This is a genomic window from Devosia sp. LjRoot3, from assembly GCF_964252865.1.
Taxonomy (GTDB): Bacteria; Pseudomonadota; Alphaproteobacteria; order Rhizobiales; family Devosiaceae; genus Devosia.
Genome location: NZ_CAXUPK020000001.1, coordinates 679,563 through 691,803, shown reverse-complemented (window position 1 = coordinate 691,803; position 12,241 = coordinate 679,563). Strand labels below are relative to the sequence as shown.

The 12,241-nt window shown below is 61.4% G+C and carries 14 protein-coding genes and 1 pseudogene; 7 read left to right on the top strand and 8 right to left on the bottom strand.

All coding sequences use genetic code 11. The features are described 5' to 3' along the window. Positions 1–87: 87 nt before the first annotated feature. Complete coding sequence (locus tag ACSQ2A_RS03365) at positions 88–519, bottom strand: Rrf2 family transcriptional regulator (protein ID WP_295411401.1); 432 nt, start codon at positions 517–519, stop codon at positions 88–90. Between the two features lie 170 nt (positions 520–689). Here ACSQ2A_RS03365 and ACSQ2A_RS03360 point away from each other — a divergent pair, with 170 nt between their 5' ends. Then, the gene (locus ACSQ2A_RS03360) at positions 690–1,469 is read left to right on the top strand and encodes a group III truncated hemoglobin (protein WP_436071070.1); all 780 of its coding nucleotides are present in this window, start codon (positions 690–692) and stop codon (positions 1,467–1,469) included. Here the strand turns inward: ACSQ2A_RS03360 and ACSQ2A_RS03355 are convergent. From ACSQ2A_RS03355 to ACSQ2A_RS03345, 3 genes and pseudogenes are all read right to left on the bottom strand, one after another. Further along, entirely contained in the window at positions 1,464–1,823 is a 360-nt protein-coding gene (locus ACSQ2A_RS03355) for a hypothetical protein (RefSeq protein WP_436071640.1), read from the bottom strand. The genes ACSQ2A_RS03360 and ACSQ2A_RS03355 overlap by 6 nt on opposite strands. Positions 1,824–1,844: 21 nt before the next feature. Beyond that, a pseudogene (locus ACSQ2A_RS03350) lies at positions 1,845–2,084 on the bottom strand (TetR family transcriptional regulator); the annotation flags it as partial. Beyond that, complete coding sequence (locus ACSQ2A_RS03345) at positions 2,000–2,677, bottom strand: class I SAM-dependent methyltransferase (RefSeq protein WP_436071069.1); 678 nt, start codon at positions 2,675–2,677, stop codon at positions 2,000–2,002. The pseudogene ACSQ2A_RS03350 and the gene ACSQ2A_RS03345, both read right to left, overlap by 85 nt. Before the next feature lie 204 nt (positions 2,678–2,881). Between ACSQ2A_RS03345 and ACSQ2A_RS03340 the strand changes: the two genes are divergently transcribed. Genes ACSQ2A_RS03340 through ACSQ2A_RS03325 form a run of 4 tightly spaced genes read left to right on the top strand, consistent with a single transcriptional unit; the run spans position 2,882 to position 6,682 of the window. Continuing rightward, positions 2,882–3,865 (top strand): ABC transporter substrate-binding protein, encoded by a 984-nt coding sequence (locus ACSQ2A_RS03340; protein WP_436071068.1) that lies wholly within the window; start codon positions 2,882–2,884, stop codon positions 3,863–3,865. Positions 3,866–3,915: 50 nt separating this feature from the next. After that, positions 3,916–4,752 carry an ABC transporter permease gene (locus ACSQ2A_RS03335; protein WP_436071067.1) on the top strand — a complete coding sequence of 279 codons (837 nt, stop codon included), beginning with the start codon at positions 3,916–3,918 and terminating at the stop codon, positions 4,750–4,752. Beyond that, on the top strand, positions 4,749–5,492 hold the full coding sequence (locus ACSQ2A_RS03330; protein ID WP_436071066.1) for an ABC transporter ATP-binding protein: 744 nt from the start codon (positions 4,749–4,751) through the stop codon (positions 5,490–5,492). The genes ACSQ2A_RS03335 and ACSQ2A_RS03330 overlap by 4 nt, the downstream gene beginning before the upstream one ends. After that, a complete protein-coding gene (locus ACSQ2A_RS03325; protein ID WP_436071065.1) occupies positions 5,489–6,682 on the top strand; it encodes an NnrS family protein in 1,194 nt (397 codons plus the stop codon). The genes ACSQ2A_RS03330 and ACSQ2A_RS03325 overlap by 4 nt, the downstream gene beginning before the upstream one ends. Positions 6,683–6,755: 73 nt before the next feature. Here the strand turns inward: ACSQ2A_RS03325 and ACSQ2A_RS03320 are convergent, their stop codons facing one another. Beyond that, positions 6,756–7,361 (bottom strand): biotin transporter BioY, encoded by a 606-nt coding sequence (locus ACSQ2A_RS03320; protein ID WP_436071064.1) that lies wholly within the window; start codon positions 7,359–7,361, stop codon positions 6,756–6,758. Between the two features lie 202 nt (positions 7,362–7,563). On the opposite strand from ACSQ2A_RS03320, the gene ACSQ2A_RS03315 reads away from it, so the two are divergent. Together ACSQ2A_RS03315 and ACSQ2A_RS03310 are read left to right on the top strand one after the other, a co-directional pair. Continuing rightward, positions 7,564–8,331 (top strand): SDR family oxidoreductase, encoded by a 768-nt coding sequence (locus ACSQ2A_RS03315; protein WP_436071063.1) that lies wholly within the window; start codon positions 7,564–7,566, stop codon positions 8,329–8,331. A 2-nt stretch (positions 8,332–8,333) separates the two neighbouring features. Beyond that, positions 8,334–8,861, top strand: a complete 528-nt coding sequence (locus tag ACSQ2A_RS03310) for a gluconokinase (protein ID WP_295411322.1) — start codon at positions 8,334–8,336, stop codon at positions 8,859–8,861. Positions 8,862–8,926: 65 nt separating this feature from the next. Here ACSQ2A_RS03310 and ACSQ2A_RS03305 read toward each other — a convergent pair whose 3' ends face one another. From ACSQ2A_RS03305 to nac, 3 genes are all read right to left on the bottom strand, one after another. Further along, entirely contained in the window at positions 8,927–9,967 is a 1,041-nt protein-coding gene (locus tag ACSQ2A_RS03305; protein WP_436071062.1) for an L-idonate 5-dehydrogenase, read from the bottom strand. Next, on the bottom strand, positions 9,967–10,914 hold the full coding sequence (locus ACSQ2A_RS03300) for a 2-hydroxyacid dehydrogenase (protein ID WP_436071061.1): 948 nt from the start codon (positions 10,912–10,914) through the stop codon (positions 9,967–9,969). The genes ACSQ2A_RS03305 and ACSQ2A_RS03300 overlap by 1 nt, the downstream gene beginning before the upstream one ends. A gap of 104 nt (positions 10,915–11,018) precedes the next feature. Beyond that, entirely contained in the window at positions 11,019–11,990 is a 972-nt protein-coding gene (gene nac / locus ACSQ2A_RS03295; RefSeq protein ID WP_295411318.1) for a nitrogen assimilation transcriptional regulator NAC, read from the bottom strand. Positions 11,991–12,241: the final 251 nt, after the last annotated feature.

Sequence of the window (12,241 nt, the reverse complement as noted above, 5' to 3'; positions counted from 1 at the left end):
TTTGCGGCTCGACTCCGTCTATACACCAAAAAGATGTATTGCAAACTCATGTTTTAAATCGGCTCGCTGCCAATTTGTCGCGGCCGCTCAAGCAGCGGGGCGTTCGATGCCGAATTGGGTGGGATCAACGGTAAGGTCGGCGAGTGTGTACTGGTCCATTTCGGCCAGAAACGCCGCCAGCGCGCGGCCGACGATTCCTTTCAGCCGACACGATGGCGTCAGGCGACAAGAGCTCTCTTCACCAAAGCACTCGACAATCGCGAAGTCCGGTTCGGTGGTGCGGATAACCACACCAAGGCCGATTTCAGCCGGCGGTTTTGCGAGGGTAAGCCCACCCGAACGGCCGCGAACGGCCTTTAGATACCCTTCGCGAGTCAGGTGGTTAGCCACCTTCATCAGGTGATTGCGCGAAATGCCATAGGCGTCGGCGGTCTGCTCGATAGTGATCAGCCTATCGCTGTGGGTCGCCGCGAAAATCAGGATTCTCAGCGCGTAATCGGTAAATTGAGTGAGGCGCATGGGGGGACCTGAAGAGACCAAAAACGGAGAACAGAAAATCGGATGCACGACGGCGGAGTGCAACCTATCGCACCCGCAGTAATTTGTCGCAGCCGCGGGGCGGTGCCAACGCAATAACATGTATTTTATATACACCTTCATCTCATATCGAGAGTTCAAAGGACAGAACCGTGACAACTCCCTCGACGCAAATGCGACGCCTTGCGCAAAGCGACATCGAAATTTTGCCCGAGGGAACGACCGGCCTGCGCGAAACGCCAAATGGCATCTGGGCACGCGTTCATCTGCTGAGCGGCCAGGCCGAGATCGAAACGCCACAGGATGGACAGCGGCGGCGCGTTGGCCTTGGCGCCCCAATCGCCCTGATGCCACGCCAGGCGCATCGCCTCCACGTTTCGGCCAATGCGAGCATACGCTATGAGTTTCTCTATGAGGGATCGGAGAACGCCCCTCCCCCTTCGCCGGCCGCCTTTCTCAACGCGATCAACGAATCCGACCTGAAGCGGCCCATGCATCCAAAAGCACCAGGACGCGAGCCGCCGCCCGGATTGGACGAAGACGGCGTCAAGCTCGTCGTCGACAGCTTTTACGACCTCGTAAGGCGCGACGAACTGTTGGCGCCGGTCTTCGATAGCAAAATCGCCAATGCACAATGGCCGCATCACTTGGGCCAGATGTATGATTTCTGGTCGGCAATGCTGCTGGGCACCGGGCGCTATGAGGGCCGCCCAATGCCAAAGCACCTGGCGATTCCGCAATTGGCAGATGAGCACTTTGTACGCTGGCTAATTCTCTTCAAGCAAACAGTCGACACCGTCTGCCACCCCGACACCGCAGCCATTTTTATCGATCGCGCCGAGCGCATTGCCCAGAGTTTTCGGCTGGCTATCGCTTTCCAGCGCGGCGAAGACACGACGGGGATCACACCGATGCGGGCGGGCGACCTATAGTGCGTTGCTCGGCAGCTGCAATCCAAGTTGCCGAGCTGCCGCCGCGATCTGCCTGGCGCCCTCTTCGAAGCCAATGGGATCGACAAGGTTTTGCAGCGACATACCGCGTAGTTGCGCCATGAGCGCGAGGACTGCCGGATCGTCCACGGTTCGCGCAAATCTAGCGGCCAGATAGGCACCGAAACCAGCCATATGTGCTGACGTCGCCCGCCTCCCCTCCTCCGAGCCACAGGTTTCAACGACCACCGCAAGAAAGAAGCGGGCCCGCCGCGGATCGAACAGCAAGCGGGCCAGTTCGACCGCGAGATCGGCCTCCGACTCGGAATGCCCCGCGCCTTCGTGGGAATGCTCCAACAGACCGGACAGAAGATCTGTTCGGCGCGGAAAATAGTAGGTCAGGTGCGATTGCCTGACGCCAGCGGCCTTCGCGACCTTCGGCTGGGTCAGAGCCGGCAGTCCCTCGGTATCTATGATGGTCTGCGCCGCATCCAGAATGCGCCTTCGGACATCGCTGCTCAGCGCGGTTTTCCTTATGATTGCCGGCGCAGAATGGTGCCGGTGTAGGCCAGCGCCTGCATATAGCGGGCCTCGGCAATCAGCCCAGCCCCGAGCCACGCCCTGGTGAGATCTTTCTCGGAGGGAATATACCAACTGTCCTTGATCCGCGACAGCATGACATCAGCCGCATCGGGCGTCGCGCCTGCCTGCAAGGCCCAGTTGCGCAGTGTCACCGTGTCCGCAAACAAATCAGGGCGATAGTCGAGGCTCAACAGCGGCGCGCCTTCCGTCAACGCCTTGGCAATCCCGGCGTAAAAGGCCGGCTTTTCAGCATGCGGCACGAACTGGGTGACTAGTTGCGCGAGCCCTGCATCATGAGTTGGCAAACCCTCAGCCACCTGCATCGCGCTCGAAACGAAATCAACGCGATCAGCAAATCCAGCTTCATCAAGACGTTCGCGCGCCACATCCAGCATGGCCTGAGAAATATCGAGTGCCGTAAAACGCCAGCCCGGCTGCAATGGCGCAAGATGAAGGATCTCTGCGCCCGTGCCCGCTCCGACGACCAGAATATGGGCGGCGACGGGAAGCCGGCTCGCAAGCACTGCTGCAGCCAGCTCCAGCCCCAGCGCATAACCGGGAACTCGCTGCGGCATGCCCTTGTCATAGGTGCGGGCCGCGGAAGCATCAAAGCGTGGCATCTGGCTCATCAGAATCTCGATTTTGGTAATTTACCAAAATCCTGACATCAATTATGCTGACTACACAAGTCATAAATCTTCACACCGCTTGGCAGGGTGTGGCGCGCTGCCGCATGGCGGGGTCCTAAAACCCACGCTATCAAAACATGACTTTTGAATACATGTTAACTGATCAAGGAATTGTCCCTGGTCGGTCCTTCTGGAGAGTTGGATATGATCACTCGTCGCAAGTTTGTCGCGGGCGCGTCGGCTGGCGTTGCTGGCGCACTGCTCGCGCCGTCGCTGGTGCGGGCACAGCAGGCGCCGTTGGTACTCTGGGGCCCGCCGGCAACGCCGTCGCTGATCTTGGCGCAAGCCGCCCAGGATGCCGAGCTTGCCAAAGTGGCTCCCGGCATCTCCTTCGCCGTCTGGCGCAACCCGGATGAAATGCGCGCCGGCATTGCTTCGGGCGATATGTCGGCGGTGATCGTGCCGGTCTATGCCGCCGCCAATTTTTACAATCGCGGCCTGTCCGTACGCCTCGCCAATACGCTGACCGATGGTCTGCTCTACGTCGTTTCCGCAGACGAAGGTATCCGGACAACAGCCGACCTCAAGGGGAAGACAATTGCCTGCCCCTTCAAGAACGACATGCCAGACTACATGCTGCAGCGCCTCTTCAGCGAGGCCGGCCTTGTCATCGGCACGGATGTGACCATCGAATACACGGCGACCCCACCCGAAGGCATGCAATTGCTGCTGGCCGGGCGCGTCGACGCCATCGCTGTTCCCGAACCGGTGGCGAGTGGTGCCATCGCAGCCGCCAAGGCCGCAGGCAAGACGCTCTACCGCTCGATCAATGTCCGCGAAGAATGGTTTGCCGCCACCGGCACCTCGAGCCAGCCCTCTCCTGGCCTTGCCATCACCGCCAGCCTTGGTGAGCGCATTGGCGACGACGGCATCGAAGTGCTGCAGCAGGCGATCGAACGCGCCGTCGAGATCGTCAAGGCCCGACCACAAGAGGCTGCCGCCTTGGCCGCCGAAGCGCTCGGCCTGCCAGTGCCGGTGATCGCCGAAGCCGTCGACCATTCCAATCTCGTGGCACGTCGCGCCCAGTCGGCGAAAGCCGAGATCGAAGCCCTGTTCAACGTGCTGGCCGAGGCCGATCCGCGCATCATCGGGGGCAAGCTGCCCGATGACGGTTTCTACGCCCTCTAATCCCTATTGGGCGCGGAGACTATCCGCGCCCATCTTTTGGTCGACGCCCTATGTTCGCAACCATCCTTCTTCGCCCCACGCGTGCGCTGCTCTCGGCTGCCGCGTGGATTGGCCGCTATGTCTGGGCGGGCTGGGCGGGCGCTGCCGGCCTTTTCTGCTTTGCCGCAGTCTGGCAGTTTGGCCACGAAATCTATGGCTCGTTCATTCTGCCATCGCCGCTCGAAACCGTACTGGCGCTGATTGATCTCTATTCCATGCCTGGCGTTGCCGAGATTGCCGGCAATTCTATTTTTCGGGCCCTGGTAGGTTTTCTCCTTGCGGCCTTGATCGGCACCGTACTGGGCACGCTTGCCGGGTACTTTTTCGCCGCCATGCGCCTCCTGCGCCCCATGGTCACGCTGCTGATGGGCGTGCCGCCGATCGCCTGGATCGTGCTGGCCATCATCTGGTTCGGTTCGAGCGGTGGCTCGGCCATTCTCACCGTCGTCATCGCCTCCTTCCCCATAGCATTTGCTGGCGGGCTGGAAGGCGTCGCAACGCGCGATCGGGCGCTGGAACAAATGGCGCGCTCCTACGGCGCCTCTTCGTTCACACGCTTCCGCACCGTCACCCTGCCCCATCTTCTCTCATACCTTTACCCCGCTTGGATCACGACCGCCGGGAATGCCTGGAAAGTGGTCGTGATGGCCGAGGTCCTCTCCAATACCGGGGGCATTGGTGGCGCTCTTGCCAATTCACGGGCTCTTTTCGACATACCCCAGGTCATGGCCTGGATCCTGCTGGTCGTGATTTTTGCGCTGATGACGGAATACCTGCTGCTCCAGCCGGTCCGCGAGGCGCTGGAGCGTTGGCGCGCCGCCGGCATTCCCTGGGGCGTTAAACGATGAGGCTGGCTCTGGAAGACATCGGCCACCACTACTTTGGTAAGACCGTCATCGAGGGTTTCGACCTTAGCCTGGGCGGCGGCGAAGTCGTGGCGTTGATCGGCCCCTCGGGCTGCGGCAAGACCACTATCCTGCAGATCGCCGCCGACCTCGTCGAACCGACCCGCGGCACCGTCGCGCGCAACTATGATCGTCATGCCGTTGTGTTCCAGGAGCCGCGCCTGCTGCCATGGCTGACGACACTCGACAATATCGCCTATGGCCTGCGCGTTAGCGGCAATTCCCGCCATGCGGCTCGGGAGATCGCTGCCGAGCGCGCGCTGCAGGTTGGCTTGGCTACAGGCGACTTCGATAAGTATCCGATCGAACTTTCGGGTGGCATGCGCCAGCGCGCCTCAGTGGCTCGAGCCTTGGCCGTCAGCCCGCAAATGATCTATTTCGACGAGCCATTCACCGCCGTCGACGTCGGCCTCAAACGCATCTTGCAGGACCTTGTCATCGAAGCCGCTGGCCGCGACAGCTTCTCGGCCCTGTTCGTCACCCATGATCTGGCCGAGGCCGTCCGCATCGCCAACCGGCTGGTGGTGCTCTCCAGCGCAGAAGGCGGCGTCGTTTCCCGCCGCGACATTGCAGGGATGCCCGGCCAGCGGACAAGTCGCCAGATTTTCGAACTGGTCGAAAGCTGGTCGGCCGACCCCGCCTTTGCCGAGCTATTTGGGTATGACGAACGGGTGCGCGCGTGAAGCCTGAGCCACCGATCCTGAGTGAAGGGCTGCGGCTTTTCTTCCCCGCCGCGGCCATTCATGGCGCCATCTGGCCAGTCATCTGGGTGCTGCTCTACGCCTTCGACCTGCCCCTCGCCGGCTCTGTGCCGACCAGCCAGTGGCACGCCCATGAGATGATCTTTGGCACCTATGGCATGGCACTGGCCGGCTTTCTCACCTCCGCGGTGCCCGAATGGACCAATACACCGCGCTGGCGCGGCAATTCGCTGCTCGCTCTTTTGGGCCTGTGGCTGCCCGGTCGCGTTGCCGGCCTTGTCGGCGCCGACTGGATGATCGCCCCGTCAGGCCTCACCGACGCAGCCTTCCTCGCCCTGCTCTCCTGGGCCATCATCGACCCCATGATCCGGCGCCGCAACACCAGTCACGCCGCCTTTGCCGTATGGGTCCCGACGATGCTGGGCCTTGAAATCGCCATTCGAGCGAGCTGGATTCTTGGCGACCATGCCCTCTCGCAAACACTGCTGCAAAGTGCGTTGATCGTCTTCGTCATTCTCATGGCGCTATCGGTCACCCGGATCAATGTCGTCACCATCAACCACGCCATCGATCCCACAGGCGAAACGCGCCGCTATCGCCCTCATCCCGGCCGCCGCAATCTCGCCGGCGCCCTCACCGCGCTCTACGCCATATCGGCTGTCATCCTGCCCACATCACAGGCCCCGGCCTTCCTTGCACTTGCTGCCGCCGCCGCGTTTTTCGATCGCCTGGCCGAGTGGTTCATAGGCCGTCCGCTCTTTCGCGCCGAGGTGCTCGCCCTGGCCTGCGCCAACCTGCTCTCGGGCCTGGGGCTCACCGCTATCGGCCTTGCCGGCCTCGGCCTGCCCATCGCGCCCTCCGCGGGTCTGCACATTGTCTCCATGGGCGCGCTCGGCCTTGCCGTCATCGCCGTTCTTTCTATCGCGGGCCTGCGGCACACCGGCCGCGACCTGCTGCTCCCAGGCTGGAGCCACGCCGCCTTCGTCCTCGTGCTTGTTGCAGTACTCGTTCGCGTCCTGCCGGAACTTGGCCTTGCCGATGGGCTGGTCGGCCCGCACTACGCGCTGGCCGCCCTCGCCTGGGCCGCCGCCTTCGCCTGCTGGCTCCGCGGCTTCCTGCGCTTCATGGTTGCGCCAAGCGACGAAAGTCGACAGGAGCTGACCGTTGGCTAGAGTTGTAGTACAGACCCGCATAAAGTTGGCGTTGCATTGCCCAACTTGCACCGGACGGGCAGCGAAATGACGTCTAGTCTCGTCCGCGCCGCGAAGCTTGGCTGCAGACCCAAGCGAGAGCTGCGGCCAGACCCATTTTGAGGGTATCCCAAACAATGAATGGCTCGACGGCGCCCTGCCACGCAGACTGAACGGGATTGGAGCTGTCAATCCAAGATGCGGCACCGGCCATGCTGAGCAGCCAGACAAAACCGATGGTCATCAGAAGTGCGTCGGCAAACAGCATCGTCGTGAGCATTAGCACGGGGCGACGTGCCGCGCCTAGGTCCGCAGCCCAGCCGATGATGTAGGCCATTGGCAGATAGGCGATCAGGAAGCCTGTAGTGGGGCCTGCGAAATAGGCCATGCCGCCGCCGCTCGCGAAGACTGGCAAGCCCGCCATGCCTTGCGCCAGATAGGTCAGCACAATAGCGACGCCCAGCTTTCGGCCCGCAATAGCGGACAGAAACGCCACTGCCAGGGTCTGAAGCGTAACCGGCACCGGCCAGACCGGTACGCTCACCTTCGCGGCCAGCGTGATGAGGGCACTCCCGGCTACGAGAAATGCCGCCGTGCGGGCGACGGTGAGCGCGGGGTGGGATGAGGTAACGAAACGCGAGGCCAACACGGAGTTGCTCATGGCGACTTTCCTTGGGGTTGTGAAGGGTCGAGACCGTTCCAAGGGCTAGCCCATCGACCTGCCGCTGCCGTCATCGCGATTGGCTATTTCATCAGCATCACATCGTCTTTGCCTCACCCCCGCCCCGACTTCATAGTGCAGGTCCAGCGAAGAAGGTTCGCTCCTCGGTAATTCAATCGCACGCTTTCAGGACTGCATTTCCATGACATCTACCCTTTTTGACCTCAGGGGCCGGCTTTGCCTGATTACCGGTTCAAGCCAGGGCATCGGCTTCGCGCTGGCCAAGGGCATGGCGGAACACGGCGCGCGTGTGGTACTCAACGGACGCGACGCGGACAAACTCGAGGCAGCATCGCGCGATCTACGAAACCAAGGGCTTGACGTCGAGGGCGCTCCATTTGACGTAACCTCGCACGAGGCGGTCGTTTCCGGCGTCGAACGCGTCGAAAAGAGCCTCGGCCCCATCGAAGTCCTCATCAATAACGCCGGAATGCAGTTTCGGAGCCCGCTCGAGGACTTTCCTGCCGACAGGTGGGAACAGTTGCTGACAACCAATGTGTCGAGTGTCTTCTACGCCGGGCAGGCCGTGGCGCGGCACATGATTAGCCGCGGCCGAGGCAAGATCATCAATATCGCTTCGGTGCAGGCCGAACTGGCCCGTCCCGGCATCGCGCCTTATACGGCAACCAAGGGCGCGGTACGGAATCTCACCCGCGGCATGTGTACCGACTGGGCCAAATACGGTCTGCAGATCAACGCTATCGCGCCGGGTTACTTCAAAACCCCCTTGAACCAGGCGCTCGTGGACAATCCCGAATTCTCCGCCTGGCTCGAAAAACGCACCCCCGCAGGCCGCTGGGGCAATGTCGAAGAACTGGTCGGCGCAGCCGTCTTCCTTGCTTCAGACGCATCCAGCTTTATCAATGGCCATACACTGTTTGTGGATGGCGGCATCACGGCGTCACTCTAGCCATGTCCACCCAATTCATCGTCATGGGCGTGAGTGGGTCCGGCAAGTCGACCGTCGGTCGCATGCTGGCGGAAACATGGGGTGTGCCGTTTATCGAAGGCGATACGCTGCATTCGGAGGTCAGTGTTGCCAAAATGGCCGCAGGCATTCCCCTCGATGATGCCGATCGCCTTCCGTGGCTGGACCGGATCGGCGAAGCTGTCGCCGCTGCAGCTGCCTCGGGTCGAGGCGCCGTTGTCAGTTGTTCCGCTCTCAAACTGGCCTATCGAGATCGTCTGCGTGTCGCCGCGGGACCGCACCTGCGCTTCGCCATGCTCGACCTGCGCCGCGAGGTGCTCGAAACCCGCATGGGTGAGCGCAAGGGCCACTACATGCCCCCCTCGCTTCTCGACAGCCAGTTACGCACGCTGGAAAGACCGAAAGGCGAGGCCGACGTGCTTGTTGTCGATGGTGAAGCCCCGCTTGCCGATATCACCGACACCATCTGCCGGTGGCGGGTGGATCTGTTGACTGCCGGAGAAACCTGGTAGACGGCACGACGAGCAAAAAGGCCCCGCCGAGGCGGGGCCTTTTTCGTATCAAACCAATCGTGAGCTCAAGCCATTTCGATCTGTACCTTCATCGCCAGCTGACGGTCGGAGGCGAGATAGAAGCCACTAGCCGCCTGTTCGAGCGGCACCGAATGAGTGATCAACGGCTTTACCTCGATCAACCCACCCCGCATCAGCGACACGGCCGTAGCGAACTCCTCGTGGAAGCGGAAGGAACCTCGGAGGTTGAGTTCCTTGACCGTAATCGCCTGCATCGGAACATTCATGTCGCCGCCCATGCCGAGTTGCACCAGAACGCCCTTGGGCCGCAAGGCGGCGATGCCGCTCGCCAGCGCCGCCGGGGCTCCCGAACATTCGAGGTGAACGTCGAAATAGCCTTTGTTGGCGCCGTACGCGGTCATGGCGTCCGTTTCCGTCGCGGTATTTATCGTTCGGTCTGCACCGGCGGTTCGCGCATGTGCCAGCGTCTGGTCGGTAATGTCAGTGACCACGATCTCGGCAGCGCCAGCACGGCGAGCTGCAAGGACGCAGAGTACGCCTATCGGCCCGCTGCCGGTAACCAGTATGCGCTTGCCCAGAACTTCGCCGGCCTGGCGCACGGCATGGAGGCAAACGGCGAGCGGTTCTGCCATTGCCGCCTCGCCCGCGCTCAGGCCGTTTGCGACGATGCATTGACTGGCGTCTGCAACCAGCAGCTCGCGGAACGCTCCCTGGATGTGCGGGAAAGGCATGGCCGAGCCATAGAAGCGCATGTTGAGGCAGTGGTTCGGTTTGCCCTCAAGACAGTACGGGCATGATCGGCAGGGACGTGATGGGCTAACGGCCACGAGGTCCCCGACGCGGAGGTTGTCAACGCCTTCTCCAAGCGCTTCGATGCGTCCAGAGACTTCATGGCCCAGCACCATAGGCTCGCGCAGACGCACAGCGCCAAAGCCACCATGGTTGAAGTAATGCAGGTCGGATCCACAAATACCCCCCCGTTCGATCCGCACCAGAACCTGGCCGGGACCGCAGGTCTCCGCTTCGCCCTCTTCGATCCGAAGATCCTTGGCACCATGAATGACGATTGAGCGCGTAATGGTCATCAGATCACCGGGGTCAAAAGCGGGGCGCCATCAAAATGAGCGACCAGGTTATCATGCACGAGTTTGCCCATTGCCTTGCGTGTCTCGACGGTGCCCGAAGCTTGGTGAGGCTGAAGCAGAACGTTGTCGAGCGCAAGGAAGCGCGGATTAATGCGCGGCTCACCCTCGAAAACGTCGAGCGCAGCCCAACCGAGACGACGCTCTTCAAGGGCGGAAAGCAGAGCGTCCTCGTCGATATTGGAGGCGCGCGAAACGTTTATCAACATTCCCTCGGGGCCGAGCGCATCGATCACTTCGCGATTGACCACATGGCGGGTAGCAGCGCCACCCGTCAGCGTCACGAAGAGAAAGTCCGAGCGTGCGGCGAGACCCCTGGCGTTGTCGATGAACTGCCAGTCGCCAGCAAAGTCTTTGGCAGAGACGTCGCAATAGGCGATGTCCATGTCGAAACCTGCGAGACGTTTTGCGACCTCGAAGCCAATCCTCCCAAGGCCCAACACACCGGCGCGCTTGCCGAAAGCTCGCCGTTGGAGCGGGTAGTTGCCCTGCCCCGCCCAATTGCCTGAACGTACCCAGGCCGAGGCCCCGACCACGTCGCGGGACGAAGCCAGCATCATGGCGAGCGCGAGATCAGCGACGTCCTTGGTCAAGACGTCAGGCGTATTGGTCACCCGAATGCCGCGGGCACGGGCGGCATCGAGGTTCACGGCATCGAAACCAACGCCGTAGACCGAGATGACCTCGAGGGAAGGAAGAGCTTCGATGAGTTCCTTGCTGGCGCCCAGTTCGCCGCGCGTGGCAATACCGCGGATGTTGGCACCATGCTCTGCCACGAAAGCTTGCTTGTCCTGGGCTTCAAAATAGCGGTGCAACACGAAGCGCTCCTCCAGCACTTCGACGTCCCAGGCGGGGTATGCACCCATCTGAAGGATGTGGGGTTTCGTCATATCCAAACTCGCTGTTCGCTCTTGCGTAGCCCGGCTTTGCCGGTGCTCTGGCCAAGTTGGTAACAGCAGAATGTCCCTATGCGGTGATAAGGAAACCCTATGATCTATGCCGCCTGGCGCTTGCGTTCCTTGCGCCCCATGGGCTTGAGGCCATCAGCCTGATGTTCGGAAGCGTAAGCATGAGCGATGTCGGCGAGGAGGTCGTTCACCACCTGGGCCGGCTCGGAAAGCGGCCACTGGTCCGAAGTGCACAGAGAGACCTTCATCTGCATCGATGGCGAAGTGATCCGTTGCACGGCCACGTCGTCGTGCCCCGAAGCAATCGCATTTGCCGATGACCACGGAAGGATGGTCGCTCCAAGCCCGGCCCAAACGGCACGGGCAATCGTTGGCACGGACTCGATTTCAGCTATTACACGGGCATCGACGCCGACGCGACGAAAGTTCAGGTCGACGAGCTGGCGCACGGTGTGAATCTTGGTCGGTAGCACAAGATCCAGCCGGGCGACATCTTCCGCCGCTATCTCGGCACGGTCGACACTCCCCGCAGCCAATAGCGGCTTGGGCGCCACGAGAAACAGGTCCTCGGTCAGGATCGGCTCAAATTTCACGCCCCGGATCGTACCGGGATCATAAATAAACGCGAGATCCATCTTCCCCGTCATGATCATCTCGCTGATCACGCCACCGATGTTTTCGTTTATCTGCAGCACGATTCCAGGATATTTCTCGCGCACCGCTTTCAAAAGAGGCAGCGCCAGCGTGGTCGCGGTACTCAATGGCGCAAGGCCGACGTTGACCTGCCCTGCGATCTGCGTGCCGGTGTTCTCGATGTCGATCTGGGCCTGATCTAGCTGGCGCAGCATTACCTGGGCGTGCCGGTAGAGCGCTTTGCCCGCTTCGGTAGGGATCACTCCGCGCTTCGATCGCACGAGCAACTGGCGGCCAAAATGGGTTTCAAGCGCAACGATCTGCTGACTGAGGGCCGGCTGGGCGATATGCAGAATGGCCGCTGCACGGGTCAGGCTGCCGATATCGACGATCTTGACGAAGGCGTGGAGACGACGGGTATCCATAATGATCAGCTCTGCTTGGGGCGGCTGTGATCAGATTATTTTATGTTTGGCCGGTGTAAAGGGCCAATAGGCTCGGGAGCCGAACATATAAGAATTCCCGATCACGTCAGACCTACGTGCAATTTCCTCCTTTCGTTAACGTCGCATTAGCGTGACCGTATCGTCACACGGCGCTCGGTGAGCATGCCGATCTCCCGTGCTTGACGGCAGGGCAATGCCCGTTCGCGGACCGAGCATAGGGAGCTCGTCCG